General features: G+C 71.8%; 23 protein-coding genes. 11 read left to right on the top strand and 12 right to left on the bottom strand.

What is annotated here, in order from left to right:
- Positions 1-9: 9 nt before the first annotated feature.
- Positions 10-2,097: a PhoX family phosphatase gene (locus ACGFYY_RS18640; RefSeq protein WP_365269818.1), complete on the bottom strand. Its 2,088-nt coding sequence runs from the start codon at positions 2,095-2,097 to the stop codon at positions 10-12.
- A gap of 294 nt (positions 2,098-2,391) precedes the next feature.
- Here ACGFYY_RS18640 and ACGFYY_RS18635 point away from each other — a divergent pair, with 294 nt between their 5' ends.
- On the top strand, positions 2,392-3,960 hold the full coding sequence (locus ACGFYY_RS18635; RefSeq protein ID WP_393710600.1) for a VWA domain-containing protein: 1,569 nt from the start codon (positions 2,392-2,394) through the stop codon (positions 3,958-3,960).
- 98 nt (positions 3,961-4,058) lie between these two features.
- Here the strand turns inward: ACGFYY_RS18635 and aspS are convergent, their stop codons facing one another.
- Positions 4,059-5,882, bottom strand: coding sequence for an aspartate--tRNA ligase (gene aspS, locus ACGFYY_RS18630; protein WP_393710598.1), 1,824 nt, complete (start codon positions 5,880-5,882; stop codon positions 4,059-4,061).
- A gap of 181 nt (positions 5,883-6,063) precedes the next feature.
- Between aspS and ACGFYY_RS18625 the strand changes: the two genes are divergently transcribed.
- The 3 genes from ACGFYY_RS18625 (at position 6,064) to ACGFYY_RS18615 (ending at position 9,984) form a co-directional block, all read left to right on the top strand.
- Positions 6,064-8,319 carry a SpoIIE family protein phosphatase gene (locus tag ACGFYY_RS18625; protein WP_393710596.1) on the top strand — a complete coding sequence of 752 codons (2,256 nt, stop codon included), beginning with the start codon at positions 6,064-6,066 and terminating at the stop codon, positions 8,317-8,319.
- Between the two features lie 66 nt (positions 8,320-8,385).
- Positions 8,386-9,450 carry an AI-2E family transporter gene (locus ACGFYY_RS18620; protein ID WP_393710594.1) on the top strand — a complete coding sequence of 355 codons (1,065 nt, stop codon included), beginning with the start codon at positions 8,386-8,388 and terminating at the stop codon, positions 9,448-9,450.
- Positions 9,451-9,546: 96 nt separating this feature from the next.
- Entirely contained in the window at positions 9,547-9,984 is a 438-nt protein-coding gene (locus ACGFYY_RS18615) for a nuclear transport factor 2 family protein (RefSeq protein WP_393710592.1), read from the top strand.
- A 79-nt stretch (positions 9,985-10,063) separates the two neighbouring features.
- Here ACGFYY_RS18615 and ACGFYY_RS18610 read toward each other — a convergent pair whose 3' ends face one another.
- The 6 genes from ACGFYY_RS18610 to ACGFYY_RS18585 form a co-directional block, all read right to left on the bottom strand.
- Positions 10,064-11,059 carry a pirin family protein gene (locus ACGFYY_RS18610; protein ID WP_030755028.1) on the bottom strand — a complete coding sequence of 332 codons (996 nt, stop codon included), beginning with the start codon at positions 11,057-11,059 and terminating at the stop codon, positions 10,064-10,066.
- Positions 11,060-11,176: 117 nt separating this feature from the next.
- Complete coding sequence (locus tag ACGFYY_RS18605; protein WP_393710590.1) at positions 11,177-11,542, bottom strand: hypothetical protein; 366 nt, start codon at positions 11,540-11,542, stop codon at positions 11,177-11,179.
- Between the two features lie 111 nt (positions 11,543-11,653).
- Positions 11,654-12,613: an ArsR/SmtB family transcription factor gene (locus tag ACGFYY_RS18600; protein ID WP_393710588.1), complete on the bottom strand. Its 960-nt coding sequence runs from the start codon at positions 12,611-12,613 to the stop codon at positions 11,654-11,656.
- Positions 12,614-12,661: 48 nt separating this feature from the next.
- Entirely contained in the window at positions 12,662-13,120 is a 459-nt protein-coding gene (locus ACGFYY_RS18595) for an SseB family protein (RefSeq protein WP_033215170.1), read from the bottom strand.
- Positions 13,121-13,201: 81 nt separating this feature from the next.
- Positions 13,202-13,495, bottom strand: a complete 294-nt coding sequence (locus ACGFYY_RS18590) for a DUF397 domain-containing protein (protein WP_393710586.1) — start codon at positions 13,493-13,495, stop codon at positions 13,202-13,204.
- Positions 13,476-14,327: a helix-turn-helix domain-containing protein gene (locus ACGFYY_RS18585; protein WP_393710584.1), complete on the bottom strand. Its 852-nt coding sequence runs from the start codon at positions 14,325-14,327 to the stop codon at positions 13,476-13,478. The genes ACGFYY_RS18590 and ACGFYY_RS18585 overlap by 20 nt, the downstream gene beginning before the upstream one ends.
- Positions 14,328-14,442: 115 nt before the next feature.
- Between ACGFYY_RS18585 and ACGFYY_RS18580 the strand changes: the two genes are divergently transcribed.
- The 5 genes from ACGFYY_RS18580 (at position 14,443) to ACGFYY_RS18560 (ending at position 19,227) form a co-directional block, all read left to right on the top strand.
- The gene (locus ACGFYY_RS18580; RefSeq protein WP_393710582.1) at positions 14,443-14,652 is read left to right on the top strand and encodes a hypothetical protein; all 210 of its coding nucleotides are present in this window, start codon (positions 14,443-14,445) and stop codon (positions 14,650-14,652) included.
- Complete coding sequence (locus ACGFYY_RS18575; protein WP_393710579.1) at positions 14,649-15,014, top strand: ATP-binding protein; 366 nt, start codon at positions 14,649-14,651, stop codon at positions 15,012-15,014. The genes ACGFYY_RS18580 and ACGFYY_RS18575 overlap by 4 nt, the downstream gene beginning before the upstream one ends.
- A 117-nt stretch (positions 15,015-15,131) precedes the next feature.
- Entirely contained in the window at positions 15,132-16,958 is a 1,827-nt protein-coding gene (locus tag ACGFYY_RS18570) for an acyl-CoA dehydrogenase (protein WP_393710577.1), read from the top strand.
- A 147-nt stretch (positions 16,959-17,105) separates the two neighbouring features.
- Complete coding sequence (locus tag ACGFYY_RS18565) at positions 17,106-17,834, top strand: hypothetical protein (RefSeq protein WP_365269857.1); 729 nt, start codon at positions 17,106-17,108, stop codon at positions 17,832-17,834.
- 100 nt (positions 17,835-17,934) lie between these two features.
- A complete protein-coding gene (locus ACGFYY_RS18560; protein ID WP_030714316.1) occupies positions 17,935-19,227 on the top strand; it encodes a M18 family aminopeptidase in 1,293 nt (430 codons plus the stop codon).
- 22 nt (positions 19,228-19,249) lie between these two features.
- Here ACGFYY_RS18560 and ACGFYY_RS18555 read toward each other — a convergent pair whose 3' ends face one another.
- On the bottom strand, positions 19,250-21,100 hold the full coding sequence (locus tag ACGFYY_RS18555; RefSeq protein ID WP_393710574.1) for an NHL domain-containing thioredoxin family protein: 1,851 nt from the start codon (positions 21,098-21,100) through the stop codon (positions 19,250-19,252).
- A 122-nt stretch (positions 21,101-21,222) separates the two neighbouring features.
- Here ACGFYY_RS18555 and ACGFYY_RS18550 point away from each other — a divergent pair, with 122 nt between their 5' ends.
- Positions 21,223-21,777, top strand: a complete 555-nt coding sequence (locus ACGFYY_RS18550; RefSeq protein ID WP_393710572.1) for a Uma2 family endonuclease — start codon at positions 21,223-21,225, stop codon at positions 21,775-21,777.
- On the opposite strand, the gene ACGFYY_RS18545 is transcribed toward ACGFYY_RS18550, so the two are convergent.
- Together ACGFYY_RS18545 and abc-f are read right to left on the bottom strand one after the other, a co-directional pair.
- Positions 21,774-22,664, bottom strand: a complete 891-nt coding sequence (locus tag ACGFYY_RS18545; RefSeq protein WP_393710570.1) for a virginiamycin B lyase — start codon at positions 22,662-22,664, stop codon at positions 21,774-21,776. The genes ACGFYY_RS18550 and ACGFYY_RS18545 overlap by 4 nt on opposite strands.
- Positions 22,661-24,268 carry a ribosomal protection-like ABC-F family protein gene (gene abc-f, locus ACGFYY_RS18540; protein ID WP_393710645.1) on the bottom strand — a complete coding sequence of 536 codons (1,608 nt, stop codon included), beginning with the start codon at positions 24,266-24,268 and terminating at the stop codon, positions 22,661-22,663. The genes ACGFYY_RS18545 and abc-f overlap by 4 nt, the downstream gene beginning before the upstream one ends.
- 69 nt (positions 24,269-24,337) lie before the next feature.
- Here abc-f and ACGFYY_RS18535 point away from each other — a divergent pair, with 69 nt between their 5' ends.
- Positions 24,338-24,943, top strand: a complete 606-nt coding sequence (locus ACGFYY_RS18535; protein ID WP_393710568.1) for a TetR/AcrR family transcriptional regulator — start codon at positions 24,338-24,340, stop codon at positions 24,941-24,943.
- Between the two features lie 23 nt (positions 24,944-24,966).
- Here ACGFYY_RS18535 and ACGFYY_RS18530 read toward each other — a convergent pair whose 3' ends face one another.
- A complete protein-coding gene (locus ACGFYY_RS18530; protein ID WP_393710566.1) occupies positions 24,967-25,494 on the bottom strand; it encodes a DUF4240 domain-containing protein in 528 nt (175 codons plus the stop codon).
- Positions 25,495-25,500: the final 6 nt, after the last annotated feature.

The raw sequence follows: 25,500 nt of genomic DNA, 5'->3' as shown, positions 1-25,500 counted from the left end.
CTGGTCCGGTCAGACGCCGATGTTGCGGCCGTCCTTGCGCCACACGGACACGACCGCCGGACGGACGATCTTGCCGGGACCGTCGGGCCACACCGACTGCGGCTTCTCGACGGACGCGCCGTCGATCTCACCCGGGTGCTGGACGGAGACCAGGACGCGCTTGTCCTGGATGAGCGGGCCGCAGGTCTCGGCGCCGCGCGGAACGGTCAGGAACTGCTTCAGCTCACCGCGTCGCTCGCCGGCCGTCGCGACACCGAACAGGCCGTCGTGGGAGCCGAGCTGGTTGCCGTCCGTGGAGATCCACAGGTTGCCGTGCGGGTCGAAGGCCACGTTGTCCGGGCAGGAGATCGGGCTGACCTTGTCCTTCGGGAAGCCCGCGAAGTAGGTGGCCGGGTCGTTCGGGTCACCGGCGACCAGGAAGAGCCGCCAGGCGAACCCGTCACCCGCCGGGTTGTCGAAGTTCTCGGCGAGCTCCAGGATCTGGCCGTGCTTGTTCAGGTTGCGCGGGTTCGCCTCGGTGGCGCCTTCCTTGCCCGGCTTGCCCCGATCGGTGTTGTTGGTCAACGCGACGTAGACGCGACCGGTGCGCGGGGAGGGTTCGACGTCCTCGGGGCGGTCCATCTTCGTGGCGCCCACCTTGTCGGCGGCCAGGCGCGTGAAGACGTACACCTCCTCGGCGGTCATGCCCTCGACGTGCGAGACGTTGCCGGTGGCCAGCTTGATCCACACGCCGGAACCGTCGAACTCGCCGTCGGTGGGGAGCTTGCCGGTGCCGTCGAGCTCGGCGGCCGGGGAGTCACCGGTGAGCTTGGCGACGTAGAGCGTGCCCTCGTCGAGCAGCGTGAGGTTGTGCTCCTTCGCGGCGCGCGAATTGCCCTTCTTCATCTGCTTCGACGAGACGAACTTGTAGAAGTAGTCGAAGCGCTCGTCGTCGCCCATGTAGACGACCGGACGGCCGTCCTCGGTCAGGCGGGGCTGCGCGGCCTCGTGCTTGAAGCGGCCGAGCGCGGTGCGCTTGCGCGGGACCGAGTTCGGGTCGTACGGGTCCAGCTCGACGACCCAGCCGAAGCGGTGCGACTCGTTGGGCTCCTGCGCCACGTCGAAGCGCTTGTCGAACCGCTCCCACTTGCGCTCGGTGGCGCCGGTGGTCATGCCGTAGCGCTTGAGGCGGGCGGCCTGGGTGGGGTCGGTGACCTGGCCGGCGTTGGCGAAGTACTGGTTGAAGTTCTCCTCGCCGTGCAGGGTGGTGCCCCACGGGGTGGTGCCACCGGCGCAGTTGTTGAGCGTGCCGAGCACCTTGGTGCCGGTGGCGTCGACGGAGGTCTTCAGGAGAGCGCTGCCGGCGGCGGGGCCGGTCAGTCGGAACTCGCTCGTGGTGTGCAGGCGCCGGTTGAGCTGGTGGCGGCTGATCGCGGTCAGCTTGCCGCTGCGGTGGTCCTCCTGGACGGCGACCACGGACAGGCCGTGCGCGGCCCAGGCGATCTCGACCTGCTCACGGGTCGGGTTGTTCGCGTCGTACGCCTTGAACATGAGGTTCTCGTCCGTGTACTCGTGGTTGGCCACGAGCAGCTGCCGGCGCTCGTAGTCGCCGTCGAGCGGGAGGAGGCTCAGGAAGTCGTTGTTGTAGCCGAACTGACCGGCCTGCGCGGCGGCCGTCTGCTTGTCGGGGTTGAAGCCCGGGGCACCCTTGATGATCGGGTCGCCCCAGCGGATCACCAGGTTCTGGTCGTGGCCCTCGGGGACGGTGACCTTGTCGTCGGTGTTCGGCGCGACGGGCTTGAAGCGCAGACCACGAGCGGCCTCGCCGCCCTTGCCCGCGGCGGCCGCAGCGGCATCGGCGGAGGGGGTGGCGTTGGCGGTCTGCCCCGAGCCGCCGAACGCGACGGCGGACCCGGCGGCGGTGGCGACCGTCACGACAGCGGCGGAACGCAGCATCGAGCGGCGGGAGTAGGCGCGGGCTATGACATCGCCGACGTACTCGTTGTCGCTGGTGTTCGGCACCTCGTGGAAGCAGGCGTCGCCACAGCGGTAACGACAGGTGAGAGCGGACCGGCCGCTCCCATGCGGGTTGCCGATGAACGGCAGAAGCTTGCGCACGAGTGTCCTCCGAGTAGCTGCGTGGGCGCCGACAACCTGTCGGTACGATCCAGCCGCGACGGTAGGCCCGGGTTGCGCCGAAGCGGCGGCGCGGGGATGAACGGTCGGTGAACCCAGCACGTCGGAGCGGCAGTTCACTCAGCGTGTACGAGTGATTGGGGGACGGGCGCCACGAAAGGCGCCCCTGCCGAAGATCCAGCCGGGCGGCCGATAACCTTACGTGTCCACTCTGGGCAGGGATCATCCGCGCAGCACGGACAAATGACGCACGCACACATGCGAAAGGCCTGGCCCATGGGTATTCGGAGCTTGTTGCGCAAGGTATTCGGACGGTCCGCGGAATCCGTTCCGGAGACTACGGACACCCCGTCGGCCGCTGTCCCGAACCAGGCGGAACGGACCCCTCTGGACGTCGCCGCCGAAATGGTGGCGGCGTCCTTCGACAACCCCACGGTTCCGCCGCAGTCCACCCCGCGTGACCGTGAACCGGGTACGGTCCTCACGGCCCCCGCACCGGCGGCGGACCCGACGGTCCCGGAAGCCCGCCGGGCGCCTACGGCGAAGTCCGGCGGAGAAACCCCCGCCCCTGCGGCGGAGCCCACGCCGGCCGCCGAACCGGCTGCCGAACCGGCTGCCGCCGAGGTGGCGCAGGTCGAGGCCGAGCCGGTCCCCGCCGAGGTGGTGGAGCCCGAGGCCGAGGTCGAGGTCGAGGCTCCGGCTGCCGCCGAGGTCGAGGCCGAGCCGGTCGCGGCCGAGGCTGAGCAGCCCGAGGTCGTCGCCGAGGTCGAGGTCGAGGCGGAGCCCGTCGAGCCCGAGCCCGTCGTCGCCGAGGTGGCCGAGCCCGAGGTCGTCGCCGAGGCCGAGCCCGTCGAGCCCGAGCCCGTCGTCGCCGAGGCGGCGGAGCCCGAGGTCGTCGCCGAGCCCGAGCCCGTCGCCGCCGAGGCGGCCGAGCCCGAGGTCGTCGCCGAGCCCGAGCCCGTCGCCGCCGAGGCGGCCGAGCCCGAGGCCGTCGCCGCCGAGGCGGCCGAGCCCGAGGTCGTCGCCGAGCCCGAGCCCGTCGTCGCCGAGGCGGCGGAGCCCGAGGTCGTCGCCGAGCCCGAGCCCGTCGTCGCCGAGGCGGCGGAGCCCGAGGTCGTCGCCGAGCCCGAGCCCGTCGCCGCCGAGGCGGCCGAGCCCGAGGTCGAGGCTGTCGTCGTGGCGGAGGCGCCCGCCCACGGGGCTGCCGTCGTGCGGCGGCGCGCTCCTGAGGTCGCGGGGGCGTACAAGGCCGCCGGACAGGTCCTGCGGGGCAAGGGGAAGGCCGGGGCGCGGGCCAAGGTCTACCTCGTGCTGGACCGTTCCGGGTCGATGCGCGGGTTCTACAAGGACGGCAGCGCCCAGTACCTCGCCGACCACGCGCTGGCCCTCGCCGCGCACCTCGACGACGCGGCGACCGTGCACACGGTGTTCTTCTCCACCGAGGTGGACGGCACCGCCGACCTGGCTCTCGACGGCTACGACGCCGCCTGGGTCGAGACCCGCCACGCCGAGCTCGGCCGGATGGGCCGCACCAGCTACCACGTGGCCGTCGAGGCCGTCCTGGAGCGCTACCAGAAGGACGGCGGCGAGGGCCCGGCCCTGGTCGTCTTCCAGACCGACGGCGCCCCGGACAACCGGCAGCCCGCCCGGCAGGCCCTGGCCGACGCCGCCACCGCCGCCCCCGGCGTGCACTGGCAGTTCGTCGCCTTCGGCGACCACGACGCCAAGGCCTTCGACTTCCTGCGCAAGCTGGACGCCGAGAACGCCGGCTTCTTCCACGCCGGCCCGGCCCCGACCGAGCTGACCTCCGCCGCCCTCGTCAAGGGCATCCTGGAGCGGTTCTAACACCCGCGGAACAGCAGGCGGAACGGCACGACGACGAAGGCGGCGCCCCCCTCCGGCAAGGAGGGGGCGCCGCCTTCGGCGTATCGGCGTGCGGGACGTCAGCCGCGCGGGGACCCGGCGTCCGGGGTGACCGCGTCGGATACCGGCCGCTCCGCCGCCTTCGTCTCGACCGGCTTGCGCAGCGCGATGTTCAGCTCACGCAGACGGGCCTCCTCCAGCACCGTCGGCGCGCCCATCATCAGGTCCTGCGCGTTGCCGTTCAGCGGGAAGGCGATGGTCTCGCGGATGTTCGGCTCGTCGGCCAGCAGCATCACGATGCGGTCCACGCCCGGGGCGATGCCACCGTGCGGCGGGGCGCCCAGGCGGAACGCGCGGAGCATGCCCGCGAACTCGCGCTCGACGGTCTCGGCCTCGTAACCGGCGATCTCGAAGGCCTTCAGCATGACCTCGGGCTCGTGGTTGCGGATGGCGCCGGAGGACAGCTCGATGCCGTTGCAGACGATGTCGTACTGCCAGGCCAGGATGTCCAGCGGGTCCTTCTCCTCCAGGTCCTTCATTCCGCCCTGCGGCATGGAGAAGGGGTTGTGGGAGAAGTCGATCTTGCCGGTCTCCTCGTCCTTCTCGTACATCGGGAAGTCGACGATCCAGCAGAACCGGAAGACGTTCTCCTCGAAGTGGCCCGCGCGCTTGGCCGCCTCGACGCGGACGCCGGACATGATCTTGGAGACCTCGTCGAACTCGCCCGCGCCGAAGAACACGGCGTGGCCGGGGGCGAGGCCCAGGCGCTCGGTGAGGACCTTGACGTTCTCCTCGGTGAGGAACTTGGCGATCGGGCCGGTCAGGGCACCGTCCTCGCCCACGCGCACCCAGGCCAGGCCCTTGGCGCCCAGCGAGATCGCGTACTCGCCGAGGCCGTCGAAGAACTTGCGCGGCTGCGCGGCGGTGTCCGGAACGGCCAGGGCGCGCACGTGCTTGCCGGCGAACGCCTTGAACTCCGAGCCCTCGAACACGTCGGTGATGTCGACGAGCTCCAGCTTGGCGCGCAGGTCGGGCTTGTCGTTGCCGTACTTCAGCATCGACTCGCGGAACGGGATCCGCGGGAACGGCGAGGTGACCTCGCGGCCGTTGCCGAACTCGGTGAAGAGCTCGGTCATCAGGCGCTCGATCGGCTGGAAGACGTCCTCCTGCTCGACGAACGACATCTCGACGTCGAGCTGGTAGAACTCGCCCGGCGAACGGTCGGCGCGGGCGTCCTCGTCGCGGAAGCACGGCGCGATCTGGAAGTACCGGTCGAAGCCGGAGATCATCAGCAGCTGCTTGAACTGCTGCGGCGCCTGCGGCAGGGCGTAGAACTTGCCCGGGTTCAGGCGGGACGGCACGACGAAGTCACGGGCGCCCTCGGGGGAGGTCGCGGTGAGGATCGGCGTCGCCATCTCGTTGAAGCCGAGGGCCACCATCTTCGAACGGATCGACGCGATGACGGCGGAGCGCAGCATGATGTTGCGGTGCATACGCTCGCGGCGCAGGTCGAGGAAGCGGTACTCCAGGCGCCGCTCCTCGTTCACACCGTCGTCGGTGTTGATCGTGAACGGCAGCGGGGCGGCCGCGCCGAGGACCTCGACCGCGGAGACCTCGATCTCGATCTCGCCGGTCGGCAGCTCCGGGTTGACGTTGTCGGCGCCGCGGGAGACGACCTTGCCGTCGATGCGGACGACGGTCTCCTTGGTGACGCTGCTCAGCGCCTCGTTCGCCGCGGTGCCGGGCCGGGCGACCAGCTGCGTGATGCCGTAGTGGTCGCGCAGATCGATGAAGAGGATGCCGCCCAGGTCTCGACGGTTGTGCAGCCAGCCGCTCAGTCGGACGTCGGCGGCGACGTCAGAGGCGCGGAGCTCGCCGCAGGTGTGGGACCTGTACCGATGCATCAGTCATCCAGTTCTACGCGATACCAGGGTGGATTCAACCGTCCCAAGGTTACCGTCCGGGAAGGAGGCGGGTCGGGCACTCCCTCCAGCCTGCGCAAACGCGTCCGTGGGTCACGGCCGGACGCGTCCCACGGAACGGGCGAACAGGCACGTGACGGATATGACCTGTAAAGATGGCCGAGTGCGCACCGAGGATGTTCTGGCCGCCATCGCGACCGGCCTGTGGCGATGGGACAACGCTTCCGGGACGGTCACCCTCGACGGCGAGGCCGCCCGGCTCCTCGGGCTGCCCGCCGAACCGGTGGTGCTGCCGGAGGTCGCCGTACGGTCCCGATTCCACCCGGTGGACTGGAACGAGATCAACGGGATCGTGAACCTGGCCGTCGCCGAGGGCACCCTCGCCGAGGCCCGGCTCCGGATCATGGACGTGGACGGCCGGGTGCTGCGGACCGTACGCAGCCGCTCCAAACCCGTGGAGAACCGGGCGGCAGGGGGGTCCCCCCGGACGAAGTCCGGGGGAGGAACCACGGACTACGAGCTGATCGGCACCATCCAGGAGATCGCCGAGCCGCAACCCGGCACCACGGCCGCCCACACGCCCATCACGGGCGACTGGCGGCGCTCCCGCGAGGCCTTCCTGCTGGACGCGGGGCGGGCGCTGGCGGAGGCGCGGTCCACGGCCGAGGTGCTGCGCGTCGCCGCCTCGCTCTCCATGCCCGGTTTCAGCCCGGACGGGCTGGCCGTCTTCGGCGTGGCCGGGGACCGCCTGTCGATCATCGGGCACCACGGGCACGATCCGGGGGACGAGGGACCGTTCTCCGACATGCCGCTGGAGACGAACTACCCGGCCGCGGAGGTCGTCCGTACCGGCCGGGCGATCTACCTGCCCAGCCCCGAGGACTACAAGCGGCGCTTCCCGGCCGCCTGGCCGCTCGCCCAGCGCTTCGACCGGGTCTCCTGGGCCTTCCTGCCGCTGATCGTGGCCGGGCGGACCATGGGCGCCTGGATGGCCGCGTTCAAGCACCCGGCGTCCTTCTCGCCCGACGAACGGTCCGTCCTGACGACGGTGGCCCGGATGCTGGCCCAGGCGCTCCAGCGCGCCGTGGTGGCCGAATCCGAGCGGGAGCTCACCACCGGCCTCCAGCGGTCGATGATGCCGCAGCTCGGCCCGGAGGTCCCCGGCATGCGGATCGCGGCCCGCTACGTCCCGACCGGCGGCGGGCTCCAGGTCGGCGGCGACTGGTACGACATGATCCCGCTGCCTTCGGGCCGGTTCGCCCTGGTCATCGGCGACGTCCAGGGCCACGACGTCCGGGCGGCCGGGCTGATGGGCCAGCTGCGGATCGCCGTACGGGCGTACGCGTCCGAGGGGCACCGGCCGGACGCGGTGCTCTCGCGCGCCTCCCGCTTCCTGGCCGGACTGTGCTCCTCGCCGGAGTCCGACCCGTACACGGACGACGGCGGCCGGGACGCCGACGCCGACGCCGACTCCTACTTCCGAAGCCCGCGGTTCGCGACCTGCCTGTACGTGGAGTGCGATCCGCGGACCGGCACGCTGGAGGTGGCCCGGGCCGGCCACCCCGATCCCGCGATCCGGATGGCCGACGGCACCGTGCTGATGCGCCCCACCGCGGGCGGGCTGCCGCTGGGCATCGACCCCGAATCCGACTACCCCACCACCCGGTTCACCCTGGAGCCCGGCGAGACGATGATGCTCTGCACCGACGGGCTCATCGAGACCGGCGGGCACGACCTGGACACCGGCTGGGCGCGGCTCCGGGCGGTCCTGGAGTCCGACACGCACGAGGTCCCGGGAGCGGGCGCCGACGCGGTCGGGCATTTCGCGCCCCCGCACCTGGAACGACTGGCCGACCTGCTGGTCCAGGCCGTGCACGGGCCGTCCTCGCACCACACCACCGGCCCGCTCGCCGACCGCCGCGAGGACGACATAGCGGTGGTGCTGCTGTGCCGCGAGAGCGCGGAGCGCCCCCCGGGCACCGCGTTGCCGACCCCGGCCCGTCCCGTGCGGCGCACCGTGCTGACCGTGGCGCAGGTGGAGCCCGAACGGATCGCGGGCGTCCGGCAGCAGATCCGCGAGCTGCTGCACGACTGGGCCGACCCCGACCAGGTGGACTCGGCGGTGCTGATGGTCTCCGAGATGGTGACGAACGTGCTGACCCACACCGACGGCGACGCCCTGCTGGTCGCGGAGGCGATCGGCGAACTGGGCGCGCGCAGGCTGCGCGTGGAGGTCGCGGACGGCAGCGACGAACTCCCGCACAAGCGGCAGCCGGGGGAGATGTCCTCCAGCGGCCGCGGGGTGCTGCTGATGGAGATGCTGGCCGACGCGTGGGGCGTGGACCCGCGGGGCGAGGGCAAGTCGATCTGGTTCGAGCTGCACGAGCAGTCGAAGACGGGCGCCGACCCGGTGTTCTGACCGGGCGGCAGGGTGCGACGGGGCACGGCGCGCGACGGGCGCGGCGGGGTGTGATGGGATGCAGCGGTGTCCGATCCCCTCCTGCCCGCGCCCGTACGGCGGCTCGCCGCCTGGTGTGGCGTCGTCCTGCTCGTCACCGCGGTCCTCGCCGTCGGCGTATGGCTGTGCACCGTCTTCGAGGCCGCCGTGACGCCGGTACTGCTGGCCGTGCTCGGTACGGCACTGCTCGGGCCGATGCACCGGCGCCTGGTCCGCATGAAGATGAACCGCTCGCTGGCCGCGGCCCTGACCTGCCTCGCCGTGGTCGCCGTCGTCGGCGGGGCCGCGTACGTCGTCGTCCTCGCGCTCATCGAGACGGGCGGCGAGATCATCGAGTCGCTGCGGAAGGCCGGCGAGATGGTATCCGAGCATTTCGGGGCGGTGGGCACCTCGCTGGAGGACGTCGCGGCGAACTCCAAGGACCTGCTCGCCAAGTTCGGCGGCACGGCCGCCTCGGGCGTGGTCTCGGGGCTCAGCGTGGTGGGCTCGATGATCGCGATGGTGCTGCTCGCGCTGGTGCTGATCTTCTTCTTCCTCCGCGACTCCGACGGGGCCGTGGGAACGCTGCGCTCGATCGTCCCGAGCCGCTCGGGCGACCTGATGGAGGCCATGGGTCGGCGCGCCTTCGAGGCCGTCGAGGGGTTCATGCGCGGGACCACGTTCGTGGCCCTGGTGGACGCCGTGCTGATCGGCGTGGGTCTGCTGATCCTCGATGTGCCCGGTGCGCTGGGGTTGGCCGCTCTGGTCTTCGTGACGGCCTACATCCCGTACCTCGGGGCGATCCTGTCAGGCGCCGTGGCCGTGCTCGTGGCCTTCGCCGACCGGGGCTGGATCATCGGCCTGTGGGCGCTGGGTCTGGTCCTGCTGGTCCAGATGATCGAGGGCTACGTACTGCAGCCGGTGGTGCAGAGCCGCACGGTGCAGATGCACCCGGCCGTGGTGATGCTGGCCATCACCGCGGGCGCGAGCGTGGCCGGGATCCTCGGGATGCTGCTGGCGGTGCCGCTGACCGCCGCCGTCTTCGGCGTGATCTCGGAACTGCGGGCCCGGTACGCCGCCGAAGCGACGCCCGGACCCGGGGATCCGGCCTAGGCCGGCCCGGCCGGGCCCTGCGGGCGATCTCCGTTGTCAGACCCTCGTGTCAGCATCGCGGGACTCGCGAACCCGAAACGATCGAGGGCGGATGTGATGGGTGACAACGACGTGCGGCGGTCAGGGATCGACGTCTACGACCGGTGGACGGCGATGTGGAACGGCGACCTGGACCTCGCCGAGAAGATCATGGCGCCGGAATTCGTCCTGCGGTACGCGCAGGCGGGCACCGAGGCCTTCGACGACGTCCGCACCCCGCGGCAGCTCGCCGACATCATCGCGGTGTGGCATCGGGAGCACCGTGGGCTCCGCTTCGTGGCCGAGGGCGCGGCGGTCGTGGACCTCGCGCTCGTCGACGGCACACCGACCGGCCTGGTCGCGCGCCCCTATCTCGCCTCCTTCACGGGCGAGGACTCCCGCACGGTCTCCAGGAGCGGGACGGACACCCTGCGGATCACCGACGGTTTGATCAGCGAGGTGTGGTCCGTCTCCTCCGGCTCCGCCGGCCGGACCTTCTACCGCCGGGCCGTCTGACGGCCTGGGTTCGCCCCGCCGTCAGGCCGCGGGGGTGCCCGCGTACCGGACGCACTCGGGCACCCCCGCGCCTGCCGGATCAGTCCTGGTCCGCCGTACCCGTGCCGCGGTGGCCGAGGCCGGTGCGCGCGGTGGTGGGGATGCGGCCCAGCCGGCCCGCCTGGAAGTCGTCGAAGGCCTGCTGCAGTTCGTGCTGGCTGTTCATCACGAACGGCCCGTAGTGCGCCATCGGCTCCCGGATGGGACGTCCGCCGAGGAGCACGATCTCCAGGTCCGGGGCGTTGGAGTCCTGGGAGGCGTCCGCCCGCACGGTGAGCGAGCCGCCCTCGCCGAAGACGGCCGTCTGCCCCGTCTGCACCGGCCTGCGGTCCTCGCCGACCGACCCACGCCCGGCCATGACGTACGCCAGTGCGTTGAAGTCCTCGCGCCACGGCAGGGTGATCTGCGCGCCCGGCGTGACGGTCGCGTGGATCATCGTGATCGGGGTGTGGGTGATGCCCGGGCCCTGGTGGCCGTCCAGCTCGCCGGCGATGACGCGGAGCAGGGAGCCGCCGTCCGGGGTGGTCAGCAACTGGACCTGCCCGCCGCCGATGTCCTGGTAGCGCGGGGGCATCATCTTGTCGGAGGCCGGGAGGTTCACCCACAGCTGGAGGCCGTGGAACAGCCCGCCGGACACGACGAGGGACTCCGGCGGGGCCTCGATGTGCAGGAGGCCGGAACCCGCGGTCATCCACTGCGTGTCACCGCCGTTGATGATCCCGCCGCCGCCGTTGCTGTCCTGGTGGACGAAGGTTCCGTCGATCAGGTACGTGACGGTCTCGAAGCCGCGGTGCGGGTGCCAAGGGGTTCCCTTGGGCTCACCCGGGGCGTACTCCACCTCACCCATCTGGTCCATCATGATGAACGGGTCGAGGTACTGGTAGTTGATCCCGGCGAACGCGCGGCGCACCGGGAATCCCTCACCCTCGAACCCACCGGGAGCGGAGACGACGGCCAGCACCTTGCGCGGAACGGCGGCCTGCGGCTCGGCCACACGCGGAAGGGTCAACGGGTTCTCAACAGTCACTGCGGGCATGGTCAGGACCTCCTTCTGCGTCGAGTTTAGTTGAAACTCGAACTTTCTGCCACACCGGCACAACAGAAGGGCCCCGGAGGAAATTTCCTCCGGGGCCCCAGCGGTCCTGACCTGCGGTTACGGCGAGACGACGACCGAGTTGATCGGCGTGAGGTCGACCGGCACCCACTGGTCGACCGGGATATTGGTGCAGGTCCCCCCGCCGCCCCAGCCCGTGCACAGCTTGAACTTCCAGTTCTGCGTCTGGTTGTTCAGGACCCAGTGCCATCCGTACTGGCCGCTCAGGTTGTACGTCCCCGCCCGCGACCACTTCAGCGACGGGGTGACCGGCACCGCGTCCTGCGGGTATATGCACGCGTACCCGGACGGACATCCGGCGACCGTGTGGTCGGACGCCTGCGCGGATCCCGCCGCCAGGACCCCCGTACCCGACGCCATCACCCCCGCGGCCGCCACAGCCCCGAGCCTCGTGCGCAACGACATACGTGACATCAAAGTCTCCCTGTCCCTACGAGCGGGTGTCCCCCCGCCGCACCGATCCTCCGGGCGGACGGGGCCGGGCCGCGATCCTTTCGGGCAGACCCGAAAGGTGCGTCAGCCGCCGTTGCGGAGCAGGTCCACCCCCAAGCCCGTCACCGCGTGCAGGACCGCCTTGCCGTCGCGCTCCGTGGTGATCAGGCCTGCCGCCCGCAGGGTGCGGGCGTGCTCGGAGGCCGAGGGGAGGCTGATGTCCAGGTCCCGGGCCAGCTCACTGGTCGTACGCCGCTCGATCAACGACTGGAGCACGGCCGCCCGGGTCCGGCCCAGCAGGGCGTCCAGCGCCCCCTGCGCCGGGCCCGGCCCGACCAGGGGCAACGGCGTCAGCGCCGGGTAGAGCAGCACGCGCCTGCCCTCCGGGCCGTCCGGGCCCTCGGCGAGCAGCGGCCGGCCCGTCCAGAACGGCGAGGGCATCAGCAGCAGGCCGCGCCCGCCGAGGTGGACCTCGTAGTGCGGCGGCCCGTCCACCTCCAGCACCGTGCCCGACCAGGCGGCCCGCGGATGCGTACCGGCCAGGCACGCCTTGATGCCGTGGGCGGCCAACAGCCGGCTGCGCCAGGCCACGTCCGCCTGGAAGGACTGCCGAATCCGCGGCCAGTGCGGGGCGACCACCACCTCGTAGGCGGACCGGAGCGCGCCGCCGAGCTGCTCCCACGCCTCGCGGTCCTGGGCCCACAGGGCACGCAGCCAGGACGGGGAGCCGGGCGCCCGGGCGGCGACGCGGTGCAGCTCGCCGGGGGTCAGGAGCGGGCCGGCGTCCCGTACGACGGCCAGCCCCTCCTCCAGGGTGCGCGCGTACGGCTCGACGAACTGGGGATTGTCACCGTCGGGGCGCAGGAGATCGAGCAACGGGCGGGCACGACCGGGCAGCTCCCGGCCGACACGGCCGCGCCAGCGACCGAAAACCGCCTGCTCGTCGGTGCGCTGCCAGGCGACCAGCGCCAGCCCCAGCTCCACCAGCGGCAGCGGCTCGCTCGCGAAGGTGATGTCGAGCAGGTCCTCCGCCGTGAAATGCACGCGCAGCACGGTCCGCCCCCCGTCAGGCGTCAGCCGGTACGTCGACGGCTAGCCGTACATCCGGCGCATCGCGAAGTCGACCATCTGCTCGACCGCCTTCGCGTCGAAGACCATCCGGTGGTCGCCCTCCATGTCGAGGACGAAGCCGTACCCGGTGGGCAGCAGGTCGATCACCTCGGCGCCGGTGATCACGAAGTACTTGGACTCCTTGCCGGCGTACCGACGCAGCTCCTTGAGCGTGGTGAACATCGGGATCACCGGATGCTGCGTGTTGTGCAGCGCCAGGAACCCGGGGGTGTCGCCGCGCGGGCAGTAGACCTTCGAGGTGGCGAAGATCTGCTGGAAGTCCTCGGCGGAGAGGGACCCCGTGGTGAAGGCCCGCACCGCGTCCGTGAGGGAGGGCGGGGACGGCTCCGGGTACAGCGGCGGCGCTTGCTGCGCGTAGCCCTGCGGGGGCTGCTGGGCATACTGCTGCTGCGCGCCCGGGTTCTGGTCGTAGCCGTACATGGGCCGAAGCCTACCGAGCCGCCGCGGCAGTACCGGCCGGTACTGGCCAGTCCCCTCCCGGGGCGGGCGCGACGGACGGCCTCAGCCGGGTAGCTCCCCGGCCTTCAGCGCCCGCACGAACGGCCCCCACGCGGCGGCTGCGACGATCACGGCGGGGCCGTGGGGCCTCTTGGAATCCCGCACGGGAACGACTCCGGTGAGGCCGTCCGCCACCTCGACGCAGTCGCCGCCCGTGCCGTTGCCGTAGCTGCTCTTGCGCCACTGGGCAGCGCCGATGAAACCCTCGGCCACCTCGACGCACTCCCCGCCCGTGCCGTTGCTGTAGCTGCTCTTGCGCCAGGTCGCGGCGCTCAGGTCAATTCCGCTGCTTGCCATTTCGGTAGTCCTCTGCCGCGGCATCGAGGAGGGCCAGGGACGCCTCCGGCGGCAAGGCGGCGGCCCTCAGCAGATCGTAAGACCTGCGGTACTCCTTCACGAGGGCCGGAAAGTCGATGAGTTGGCCGCTGTGCAGGCTCTCCACGTAGACCACGGGCGGAGCGTCCGGAAAGGTCATGAACCTCGCCATGCCCATCATGAGCGCGTGTGCCGCGGTCGTTTCCGGGACGACTTGCAGAATGGACCTGGTCCGGCGGACCACGGCCGCGATGTGCTCCAGCAGCTCCGCCATATGCGGCGCCGGCAAGGCCGGGCGGCGGATCACCGACTCGTCCAGCACCACCCAGAAGTCGGGCGGGCACTCCCCGTCGAAGAGCCTCGCCCGGCCCATCCGGGCCGCCACCAGCACCTCGATCGCCTCGTCGGCCGCCCGGGGCATGGCGGCGCGGCTGATCGCCCGCGCGTACGCGGGGGTCTGGAGCAGCCCCGGCACGAGCATCGGGGCCCAGTCCTCGATCGTCTCGGCGAACGGCTCCATCTCCGCGACGTCCGCGAAGTATTCGGCGTACCCCGACTGCCTCGCGCGGCGCGCGTCTTCACAGCGGCGCTCGAAAAACCCGTCCGTCCCCAACTTCGCGTCCACGTGCCGGGCCAGGTCCAGGGGCATGCGCCGCTCGCCGCGCTCGATCTGGCTCAGGAACGGCACGCCCCGGAAGCTGCCCTCGGCCAGCTGGTCGAGCGTGAGCCCGGCCGCTTCCCGCTTGTAGCGGAGCTCCGCGCCGTAGAAGGACGGCACGTTCGCCGACGCATCCGGGTCCTTGCGAGCAGGCACAACCCACCACCGCCATTTGCCACTTGTCCAGCGCAACCGGAAACCCTTCCCACGGTACGCAGCACGGCACCACTCTGTGAGGGGTTCGTCACACTCCGCCACGGAAGGATTCGCCATGAGCGACCACCCCCACGACCGCGAGGCCACCGCTGCCCTCGACGCGCTGCGCGCCGCGCTCACCGCGCACGGGATCACCCTCCCCTCGCTCGACCTGCACCTCCCCTCCTACGCCGGTCGGTACGACTCGCCGCCGCTCATCACCCTCGGCAACTGCAACGCCGCCACCGCGCAGCGACTGGCCGACGTCCTGCGCGTAGCGCGATGAGCACCCTCACCGTCCGGCTGCTCGCCGCCCCCGAGGCGGCCCGCCTCCTGCGGCACGCCGTGCGCGAGCACCTCGGCCCGGACGGCCACCCCGACGCGGAGCTGTGCGTGACCGAGCTGCTGAGCAACGTGATCACCCACCTCGGCGCCGGCACCCCGGTCACCCTGCGCGTCAGCGGGAGCGGAAGGGCAGCCCGTACGCGGGTCGAGCTCACCGATCCCGCTCCCCGGACCCGACCCGCACCGCGCCGGGCGGCCGGTACCGACGAGTCCGGGCGCGGCCTCGCCCTGCTGGAGGCCGTGGCGCTGCGATGGGGGGTCACCGAGGGGTACCGGACCAAGACGGTCTGGTGCGAGCTTTGACCCTGGTCACAGTCCACGCGGAAGGGTTGCCGTTATTACCGGCGGGTAGCATCATGTTGTTACCGATTGGTATGTACGAGGAACCCTGTCTCCCCGAGCCTTAACGGAGCCGTTGCCATGGGGCACTACAAGTCGAATCTCCGCGACATCGAGTTCAACCTCTTCGAGGTGCTCGGCCGCGACAAGCAGTACGGCAACGGTCCGTTCGAGGAGATGGACACGGAGACCGCCAAGAGCGTCCTGTCCGAGCTCGCCCGCCTCGCCGAGAACGAGCTGGCCGCCTCCTTCGAGGACGCCGACCGCAACCCGCCGGTCTTCGACCCGGCCACCAACACCGCGCCCGTCCCGGCCTCCTTCAAGAAGAGCTACGAAGCCTTCATGGACTCGGAGTACTGGCGCCTGGGCCTGCCCGAGGAGATCGGCGGCACCACCTCGCCCCGCTCCCTCATCTGGGCCTACGCGGAGCTGCTGCTCGGCTCGAACCCGGCCATCTGGATGTACTCCTCCGGCCCGGCGTTCGCCGGCATCCTCTTCGAAGAGGGCAACGAGGCGCAGAAGAAGGTCGCGCAGATAGCCGTCGAGAAGCGCTGGGGCTCCACCATGGTCCTCACCGAGCCGGACGCCGGCTCGGACGTGGGCGCCGGCCGCACCAAGGCGATCCAGCAGGCCGACGGCTCCTGGCACATCGAGGGCGTGAAGCGCTTCATCACGTCCGGTGAGCACGACATGGAGGAGAACATCCTCCACTACGTCCTCGCGCGCCCCGAGGGCCACGGCCCCGGCACCAAGGGCCTGTCCCTCTTCCTCGTCCCGAAGTTCCACTTCGACTGGGAGACCGGCGAGCTGGGCGAGCGCAACGGCGTCTACGCCACCAACGTCGAGCACAAGATGGGCCTCAAGGCCTCCAACACGTGCGAGATGACCTTCGGCGACCAGCACCCCGCCAAGGGCTGGCTGATCGGTGACAAGCACGACGGCATCCGCCAGATGTTCATGATCATCGAGTTCGCCCGGATGATGGTCGGCACGAAGGCCATCGCCACCCTCTCCACCGGCTACCTGAACGCGCTGGAGTACGCCAAGGAGCGCGTGCAGGGCCCGGACCTGGCGAACTTCATGGACAAGACCGCGCCCAAGGTCACCATCACGCACCACCCCGACGTGCGCCGCTCGCTCATGACGCAGAAGGCCTACGCCGAGGGCATGCGCGCCCTCGTCCTCTACACGGCCTCCGTGCAGGACGAGATCCAGGTCAAGCAGGCCGCCGGCGAGGACGCCTCCGCCGAGATCGGCCTGAACGACCTGCTCCTGCCGATCGTGAAGGGCTACGGCTCGGAGAAGTCCTACGAGCAGCTCGCCCAGTCCCTGCAGACCTTCGGTGGCTCCGGCTACCTGCAGGAGTACCCGATCGAGCAGTACATCCGCGACGCCAAGATCGACACCCTCTACGAGGGCACCACGGCCATCCAGGGCCAGGACTTCTTCTTCCGGAAGATCGTCCGCGACCAGGGCGCCTCGCTGAACATCCTCAGCGAGACGATGAAGAAGTTCCTGGCCGAGGCCGTCGGGGGCGAGGAGCTGGCCGGCGCCCGCGACGCGCTCGCCAAGGCCGCCGTCGACCTGGAGGCCATCGTCGGCCAGATGATCGTCGACCTCACCGCCACCGGCGAGGACGTCAAGAACATCTACAAGGTCGGCCAGAACACCACCCGCCTGCTGATGGCCTCGGGCGACGTGGTCGTCGGTTACCTGCTGCTCAAGGGCGCCGCCGTGGCCGCCGAGAAGCTGCCGACCGCCGCCCCGAAGGACGTCCCCTTCTACACCGGCAAGATCGCCGCCGCGAAGTTCTTCGCGTCGCAGGTCCTGCCGAACGTCTCGGTCCAGCGCCAGCTGGCCGAGGTCGTCGACAACTCCCTCATGGAGCTCGACGAGGCCGCCTTCTAAGGCCGGTCGCAGCACCGCCGCACACACGCGCCAGCGGCCGGGCCCCCCGCACAGGGGCCCGGCCGCTGCCGCGTACCCGGCCTCCGGCAGCAGGCCCCTGTCCTGCGGCTTTCCCCTATGTCAGTCGTTCATGGGACGCTCGTACACATGAGTCCACAGGATCAGCACGGCAGCAGGGGGTACTCCGTCCCCACCGGGCGTCCGTACGCCCTCAAGGAGCTGCAGGCGAGCCTGGGCAGCCTCGGCGACCACCTGCGCGAGCTCTACGACGGCGCCCACCCCGCCGAGTACGAGACCATCGCCGACGCGCTGTACGTGGCCTTCCAGACGGCCACCGGACTCGCCCCCGCCAAGAGCTACACGGGCTGCCCGGAGCACCCCAACGGCGCTCTGGACCCCGAAGCACCCGAAGGCTGGGGCCGCTGCCTCATCTGCAACGACCGCCGTCGCCTCGGACAGCGCCGGCACGGCGGCCCGCCCGCCGCCCCCGCCGGAGAGCAGCGCCGCCTCGGCTACCCCGTGCCGGACCCCCCGTACACGCTCCAGCGACTGCGCGCACACGTGCGCGCCGTCGAGGAGCAGCGGTTCCACCTGGGCCTGTCCTCACCCGCGGACGACTTCGTCCGCATCGCCGACGACCTGCACCGCGCCTTCATCGTCGCCCGCGAACTGTCCCGGCCGCGCAACGCCTCGGGATGCTCCGAACATCCCGGCGCGCCGATCGACCCCGACGCTCCTCCCGGCGAGGCCTGTATCTTCTGCGCCGGACGCAAGAGACGCGCGCAGCGCTCCCCGCAGACCCCGGAGATGCTCCCGCGCATCCGCCGGGGCGAGCGCAGGCAGCTGCAGCGCCGGTTCGAGCGTCCTCCGGGCTGAAACCGACGGGACCGCAGATCACCCAGCCTGCGGACCCCGATCCCCGGCCATCCCTCGCAGTCCGGCCATGGCGAACACGACCGTCATTAAGGTGAAACACATGAGCTCTCCCGCCCGCTTCGACCGCGGCCACACCGACGATCTGATGACCTTCCTGACGGCCAGTCCGTCGCCGTACCACGCCGTGGCCAACGCGGCGGAGCGGTTGGAGAAGGCGGGCTTCAGGCAGTTGTCGGAAACGGACGCCTGGGATGCGGGCACCGGAGGCAAGTTCGTGCTCCGCGGCGGTGCGCTCATCGCCTGGTTCGTTCCCGAAGGCGCGGCCGCGCACACCCCGTTCCGGATCGTCGGCGCGCACACCGACTCCCCGAACCTGCGGGTCAAGCCGCTGCCGGACACGGGCTCCCAGGGCTGGCGGCAGATCGCCGTCGAGATCTACGGCGGCACCCTGCTCAACACCTGGCTGGACCGCGACCTGGGCCTCGCCGGGCGGCTGACCCTGCGCGACGGCACCGAGCGCCTGGTGAACGTGGACCGCGCGCTGCTGCGGGTACCCCAACTCGCCGTGCACCTGGACCGGTCGGTGAACAGCGACGGCCTCAAGCTCGACAAGCAGCGGCACATGCAGCCGATCTGGGGTCTGGGCGATGTGCAGGAGGGCGACCTGATCTCCTTCCTGGAGGAGGAAGAGGGCCTGGAGCAGGGGTCGGTGGCCGGCTGGGACCTGATGGTCCACTCCATCGAGCCGCCGTCCTACCTCGGCCGCGACCGCGAGCTGGTGGCCGGCCCGCGCATGGACAACCTGCTGTCGGTGCACGCGGGCGTCGCGGCGCTGGCCGCGGTCTCCACCTCCGACAAGCTCGACCACATTCCGGTGCTGGCCGCCTTCGATCACGAGGAGAACGGCTCGCAGTCCGACACGGGCGCGGACGGTCCGCTCCTGGGCAACGTGCTGGAACGTTCAGTCTTCGCCCGTGGCGGCTCGTACGAGGACCGCGCGCGGGCCTTCGCGGGCACCATCTGCCTGTCCTCGGACACCGGGCACGCCGTGCACCCCAACTACGGTGAGCGGCACGACCCGACGCACCACCCGCGTGCCAACGGCGGACCGATCCTGAAGGTCAACGTCAACCAGCGGTACGCCACGGACGGCAGCGGGCGCGCGGTGTTCGCCGCCGCCTGCGAGCGGGCCGGTATCCCGTGGCAGACCTTCGTCTCCAACAACTCGATGCCGTGCGGCACCACGATCGGCCCGATCACCGCCGCCCGCCACGGCATTCAGACGGTGGACATCGGCGTCGCGATCCTCTCGATGCACAGCGCCCGCGAACTGTGCGGAGCGGACGACCCGTTCCTGCTGGCGAACGCCCTGGTGGCCTTCCTGGAGGGCTGAGCCCCCAGGAAGGCCGTGCCGGCTACCCCTCGCCGTCCATCCCCGCGAGGACGAGGGGCAGCCGGGAGGCGCCGTCGGCGGTGACCCGGACGGGCACGCCCCAGTCCTGCTGGTGGACGTGGCAGGCCGGGTACTCGTTGGCGGGGTCGTCGTCGCAGGACGCCGCCATCGCCGAGACGTGCAGGACGCCCTCGGTGACGTCCGGGTTCAACGCGAGCTCCCGGAAGAAGTCACTCCCGGCGCCCTCGCCGTCCGTCAGCAGCTCGGGCGGGGTCGAGGAGACGAGCAGTCGGGTGGAGGGCCCGTAGCGGGTGTCGAGCTTCTGCCTGCTCGGCGCCTGGAAGACCACGTCGAGGCGGAGCGTGCCCGGGGCCACCTCGGTGGCGGCCCGCTGCGTGCGGTGGGCGACCGCGTCCACCCGGACCGCCTCCTCCGGCAGGCGCAGCCGGGTCAGCCGGTGCCGGGCCGACTCGACGACCACGATGTCCGCGCCGACCAGCACGGCGTCACTGGGCTCGCGCAGGTCGGTCGCCAGCGTCGAGACCTGGCCGGTGGCGGGGTCGTAGCGGCGTAGCGCGTGGTTGTACGTGTCGCACACCGCGACCGAGCCGTCGGGCAGGGCGGTCACGCCGAGCGGGTGCTGGAGCAGGGCCTGGGCGGCGTCGCCGTCGCGGTGCCCGAAGTCGAACAGGCCGGTGCCGACGGCGGACTTGACGACGTACCCGTCGTGGCCGTCGCCCGCCGCCTCCACGTACCGCAGGGCGCTGGTCTCGGAGTCGGCGATCCACAGCCGGTCCCCGGCCGCGGCGAGCCCCGAGGGCTGGGCGAACCAGGCCTCGGCGGCCGGCCCGTCGAGCAGCCCCTCGTTGGTCGTACCGGCCGCGACCTCGACCGTCCCGGCCTCCGGGTCCCAGGTCCACAGCTGGTGCACGCCGGCCATGGCGATCCAGACCCGGCCCTGCCACCAGGCCACGTCCCACGGCGAGGACAGGTCCACCTCGAGCGCCGGCCCGGAGGTCGGCGACCCCTGCCACCACTGCCGGCCGGTCCCGGCGACGGTCTCCACGTGCCCGGTGGCCGGGTCGTACACGCGCAGGGCGTGGTTGACGGTGTCGGCGACGACGACCCTGCCGTCGGGCAGCAGCGCGAGGCCCTGGGGCTCGCTGAAGCTGTCGCCGTCGAAGCCGCGCTCGCCGCTGCCGATGCGGCGGACGACGCTCTCGCCGTCGGCGGCCAGCTCCACGAGCTGGTGCCGGGTGGAATCGGAGACCAGCAGGTTCCCGGACGGCAGCAGCAGTGCCTTCCCGGGGAACCGCAGGGCGCCGGCCACCGGCTCGGGCGCCACGTACGGCCCGTCGCCACGCCGCAGCGTGCCCTTGGCCTCGTGCTCGGCCTCCAGCTCCTCGACCAGGCGGGCGATGGCGTGCGCGTGGCCCTCGCCGGCGTGCTGGGCGACGATGTACCCCTCGGGGTCGATCACGACGAGCGTGGGCCAGGCGCGTACGGCGTACTGCTTCCAGGTCGCGAGCTCGGGATCGTCCAGCACCGGGTGGTGCACCTGGTACCGCTCGACGGCGTCGACGACGGCGGCGTGCTCGGCCTCGTGCACGAACTTCGGGGAGTGCACGCCGATGATCACGACGGTGTCGCGGTGCTTCTCCTCCAGCTCGCGCAGCTCGTCCAGGACGTGCAGGCAGTTGATGCAGCAGAAGGTCCAGAAGTCGAGGATCGCAATGCGTCCCCGCAGGTCGGCGAGGCTCAGGTCCTTCCCACCGGTGTTCAGCCAGCCGCCCTTGCCGATCAGCTCGGGGGCACGGACACGGGCACGGCGGGGCGCGGGCGCGGGGGTGGGCGCCGGGGCAGCATCGTTCATCCTTCAAGCTTGCCATCCGGGTATGAACACCGGATCACGGGTCGAGGTGCACCCACAGGGGTGACGACGGTGGGACGGTCCACGTGGGAGCCTGAGGGCCGGCAGCGAAGGAGGTGTCCGGCATGACCACCCCGCACGACTACAGCGAAGGCATCGACCCCGAGCGCGCACTGAAGTACGCCATCCAGCACCACAGCGGGGACCGCACCGAAATCGTCGAAGGGGTCATCACCAACGTGACGCCGAGCTGGGACCACGAGAACGCGGCCGAAGAGATCCGCGACCAGATCCGCTCTCGGGTCAAAGAATTGGACTGTGTCACCGGCTCGGGCAACCTGGACCTACCGGGCTCGCCGAACTGGTACGTGCCTGATCTCGCCGTCGTTCCGAAGTCGCTGGCCAAGGGCGCGGGTGCGCTGTCGCCGGATCAGGCTCTGCTCGTCGTCGAGGTGACGTCCGAGTCGAACGCCGAGACCGACCGCGTCGTCAAGCGCAAGCGGTACGCCGAGTACGGAGCGCCCCTGTACCTCCTCGTCGACCGGACGGAGGAGACCGTCACCGTGTTCGCCGAGCCCGGTCGGCTCGGGTACACGAAGGTGGACGGCCCCCACCCCTTCGGCACGTCGGTGCGACTGCCCGAGCCGTTCGGGATCGATCTCGACACGGCTGGGCTCTAGGACCGCAGGGGCAGGCGGGCTATCCCGCCCGATTCCAGGGCTACGTACAGGGCGCCGTCCGGACCGAAGGCGAGACCGTGCGGTTCGGCTCCGGAGGCGGGGAGGTCGTGTTCCTCGATCCGGCCGTCGGGGTCGATCGCGCCCACCCGGTTCGTGCCCCACTCGGTGAACCAGCACCGACCGTCCGGGCCGGCCGTGATGGCGTGCGGCCGGCAACCGGGGTCGGGCAGCGGGTACTCGGTGACCTCGCCCCCGGTGGTGATCCGGGCGATCCTCCCGGCGCCGATCTCCACGCACCACAGCGCGCCGTCGGGGCCCGCCGTGATGCCGACGGGTCCGGCGTCCGGGGCGGGCAGCGGGTGGAGGGTGATCCGGCCGTCGGTGGTGATGCGGCCGACGGCGTTCGCCTGGTTGAGGGTGAACCAGAGCGCCCCGTCCGGGCCGGGCGTGATGAAGGAGGCGAGGGCGTCCCGCACGGGCAGCGGGTACTCGGTCACCTCGCCGGACGTCGTGATACGGCCGATGCGGTCGGCCTGCAGCGCGGTGTACCAGAGGGCCCCGTCGGGACCCGCCGCGATGCCGAACGGGGCGCTGCCGGGGGTGGGCAGGTCGTACGAGCGGAACTCCCCCGACACGGTGACGCGGCCGATGCGGTGGTCGCGGGACCGGGTGAACCACAGCGCGCCGTCGGGGCCCTCGGTGATGACGGAGGGCCCGCACCCGGCGGCTCCCGTGTCGTACCGGGTGACCTCACCGGAGGTGGTGATCCGGGCGAGGGCGCCCGCGTGGACCAGGGTGGTCCACAGGGCGCCGTCGGGTCCGGCGGCCAGCGCGTAGGGGCCCTCGCCGGGGGCGGCCACGGCGAGGGTGGTGGGGGTGTTCGTCACAGGGCTCCTCGGAGGGGTGCGGGGGCGGTGAGGTCGAGGCGGGCGCCGCGCCAGCGGTCGAGCAGGCGCCGGTCGTGGCTGACGACGACCAGGGCTCCCCGGTAGTGGTCGAGGGCGGCTTCCAGGTCCTCCGCCAGCGCGAGCGACAGGTGGTTCGTCGGCTCGTCGAGCAGCAGTACGTCGGCCGGTTGCGCCACCAGGTGGGCCAGCGCGAGCCGTTGGCGCTGCCCGGTGGAGAGCCTCCCGACGGGGGTGTCGAGCCGGTCGGCCGCGAACAGCCCGCAGGAGAGGAGGCGTTCGGTGCCCTCGGGGCCGAAGGCCTCGCGGGCGGTGCGGTGCTCCGGACCCGGATCGGGCTGTTGCGACAGGTGGCCCGTGCGGCCCCGACGGGTGATCAGGCCGCTGTCGGGGGCGAGTTCACCGGCGAGGATGCGGAGCAAGGTGCTCTTGCCGGCCCCGTTCGGTCCGGTGATCAGGAGCCGGTCGCCCGCCGAGAGGGCGAGGTCGAGCGGGTGCAGGCGGCCGTGGACGGCGATGCCGCGGGCGTCGAGCACCGGGCCGTGCGCGTTGCCGGCCGTCCGCGGCACGGCGGTGAACCGCAGCGGTGCCGCGGGAGCCGGGACCGGAGCGGCCAGCAGCCGGCGCAGCCGTTCCTCGGCGTTGCGGACCCGGCCTGCCAGGGACTGCTGGACGCGTCCGGCGGCCCGGTCGTACGCCATCTTGTTGCCGTCCTTGACGGCCCGGCCCGGTGCCACGCGCCGGGCGGTGGTGGCGGCGGTCTCGCGCAGTCGCTCGGCCTCGGCGCGCCACTCCTCGTGGGCCTGGGCGCGGCGGGCGCGTTCCGCGGCCTTCTCCGCGAGGTAGCCGGCGTAGCCGCCTCCGTAGCGGGTGAGCGTGCGGGTGTCGGCGTCGACCTCGACGAGGGTGGTGGTCACACGGTCGAGGAAGGTGCGGTCGTGGGAGACGGCGACGGTGGTGCCCGCCCGGCCCCGCAGGTGCTCCTCCAGCCAGGTCAGGGCCGTGTCGTCGAGGTGGTTGGTGGGCTCGTCGAGCAGCAGGACCTCGGGGGAGGCCGCCAGCAGGGCGGCCAGGCGCAGCCGGACCCGTTCGCCGCCGGAGAGGCCGCCGACGCGGCGGGCGCGGTCCAGTGCGACCAGGCCCAAGCCGTGCAGGGAGCGTTCCAGGCGGGCGTCGGCGTCGTAGCCGCCGCGGAGTTCGAAGGCGGTGAGGAGGTCGCCGTACTCCGGCATGCCGCTGTCGTCGCCTTCGGTCATGGCCCGTTCCAGTGCGCGCATCCGGGCCTCGACGGTGCGCAGGTCCGTGAGGCCGCGGTCGATGACGTCCTGGACGGTGAGGTGGCCGGGGAGGTGTTCTTCCTGGGCCAGGTGGCCGATGCCGCCGGCGGCGCGGACGGTCACGGCGCCCTGGTCGGGTGTCTCCGAGCCGGCCAGGAGGCGGAGCAGCGTGGACTTGCCCGAGCCGTTCTCGCCGATGATCCCGGTGCGTTCGCCGGGGACGAGGGAGCAGGTGACGGCGTCGAGGACGAGGCGGCCGTCGTAGGACTTGGTGATGGCGCGGAGGCTGAGCTGGGTGTGGCGGGTGATTCGGGTGGTTCCGGTCGTGGGTTGCGTGAGGACTCCCTAAAGCGACGACTGTTGCGTTAGAATCGTGCCATGTCCTCCACCTCACCCGCAAGCGGTTCACGTCCCGGGGGCCGCAGCGCCCGGGTCCGCGCCCAGGTCCTGGAAGCCACCGGGGCGCAACTGGTCGAGCACGGGTACGACTCGCTCACCGTCGACGTCGTGGCCGAGCGGGCCGGCGTCCACCGGACCACCGTCTATCGCCGCTGGCAGGACGTCGGCGGATTGCTGGCCGATCTTCTGGACGCGGCGGCCGACGACAGCTGGGAGCCGGCGGACACCGGAACGCTGGAGGGCGACCTGACGGCGCTGAACGAGGAGATCCTGGCCGGGGTCACCGCCGATCCCCCGCTGACCACGGCGCTGATCGCCGCGTCCTTCCGCTCGGCGCAGGCCGCGCGGGCACTGCGAGCCTTCTGGGAGGACCGGTACGCACGTTGCGCGGCGGTCGCGGTACGCGCCGAGGCGCGGGGCGAACTCCCGCCGGGCACCCGCGCCCGGGATCTGCTGGTCGCGGCGACCGCGCCGATGTACCACGAGTTGGTCCTGCTGGGCACGGCCCCGGACCCGCACCTCCCGGCCGCCGCGGCCCGCGCCGCCGCACTGGCGGCCCGTGCCGGCGCCTTCAGCGGGCCGTAGCCGGCCCGGCCGCGGCCCTCCCGCTACGCGTAGGCGAAGAGGGTGCTCAGTCGGGGCAGTCGGGCCGCCATCTCCTCGCCGTCGCCGAAGTCGAAGCCCCAGGCGGGGTCCAGGGCCGGGTAGCTGATCGTGAAGGAGTCCGCGGGCAGTTCGCGGCCGGTGCCCGCTTCGTAGGCGGTCCAGGCGATCGAGAGTGCGCGCTCGTCCTCCAGGTCCAGGCCCTCGGCCGCGGCCTCGGCCACCACCGGGTGCGCGGCCAGGGAGTCGGGGTCGGTCAGGGCCGTCTCGAAGGTCTCCCGGCCCTGGGTGAGGAGCCAGCCGCGGAAGTAGTCGAAGCCGTCGTCCGAGCAGCCGCCGTTGATCACGTAGGCCGCGGCCCAGAGCGGCGCCCGGTAGGACTCCGCCAGCAGGTCCCACAGCACCTGCTGGGCAGCCGCGATCTCCGACTCCGGCCGGCGCGCGAGGAGTTCGGCCGCGCGGGCGGACACCTCCTGCGGTTCCGCCTCCGCGCGGGCCGTCTCGATCAGCTTCCAGAACGTCTGCTTGTCCATGGGGAA

Source organism: Streptomyces sp. NPDC048331 (genome assembly GCF_043201215.1).
Lineage (GTDB): Bacteria > Actinomycetota > Actinomycetes > Streptomycetales > Streptomycetaceae > Streptomyces.
Note: the sequence above shows the minus strand (reverse complement) of the source record. Positions and strands in the feature narration are given on the sequence as shown.

Coding starts and splice junctions, on each gene's coding strand:
- ACGFYY_RS18595 (WP_033215170.1), bottom strand. CDS start 13,120: ATGTACGGCTACGACCAGAACCCGGGCGCGCAGCAGCAGTATGCCCAG.
- ACGFYY_RS18615 (WP_393710592.1), top strand. CDS start 9,547: ATGGGTGACAACGACGTGCGGCGGTCAGGGATCGACGTCTACGACCGG.
- ACGFYY_RS18560 (WP_030714316.1), top strand. CDS start 17,935: ATGAGCTCTCCCGCCCGCTTCGACCGCGGCCACACCGACGATCTGATG.
- ACGFYY_RS18575 (WP_393710579.1), top strand. CDS start 14,649: ATGAGCACCCTCACCGTCCGGCTGCTCGCCGCCCCCGAGGCGGCCCGC.
- ACGFYY_RS18570 (WP_393710577.1), top strand. CDS start 15,132: ATGGGGCACTACAAGTCGAATCTCCGCGACATCGAGTTCAACCTCTTC.
- ACGFYY_RS18550 (WP_393710572.1), top strand. CDS start 21,223: ATGACCACCCCGCACGACTACAGCGAAGGCATCGACCCCGAGCGCGCA.
- ACGFYY_RS18605 (WP_393710590.1), bottom strand. CDS start 11,542: ATGTCGTTGCGCACGAGGCTCGGGGCTGTGGCGGCCGCGGGGGTGATG.
- ACGFYY_RS18635 (WP_393710600.1), top strand. CDS start 2,392: ATGGGTATTCGGAGCTTGTTGCGCAAGGTATTCGGACGGTCCGCGGAA.
- ACGFYY_RS18530 (WP_393710566.1), bottom strand. CDS start 25,494: ATGGACAAGCAGACGTTCTGGAAGCTGATCGAGACGGCCCGCGCGGAG.
- ACGFYY_RS18610 (WP_030755028.1), bottom strand. CDS start 11,059: ATGCCCGCAGTGACTGTTGAGAACCCGTTGACCCTTCCGCGTGTGGCC.
- ACGFYY_RS18590 (WP_393710586.1), bottom strand. CDS start 13,495: ATGGCAAGCAGCGGAATTGACCTGAGCGCCGCGACCTGGCGCAAGAGC.
- ACGFYY_RS18555 (WP_393710574.1), bottom strand. CDS start 21,100: ATGAACGATGCTGCCCCGGCGCCCACCCCCGCGCCCGCGCCCCGCCGT.
- aspS (WP_393710598.1), bottom strand. CDS start 5,882: ATGCATCGGTACAGGTCCCACACCTGCGGCGAGCTCCGCGCCTCTGAC.
- ACGFYY_RS18580 (WP_393710582.1), top strand. CDS start 14,443: ATGAGCGACCACCCCCACGACCGCGAGGCCACCGCTGCCCTCGACGCG.
- ACGFYY_RS18535 (WP_393710568.1), top strand. CDS start 24,338: ATGTCCTCCACCTCACCCGCAAGCGGTTCACGTCCCGGGGGCCGCAGC.
- ACGFYY_RS18565 (WP_365269857.1), top strand. CDS start 17,106: ATGAGTCCACAGGATCAGCACGGCAGCAGGGGGTACTCCGTCCCCACC.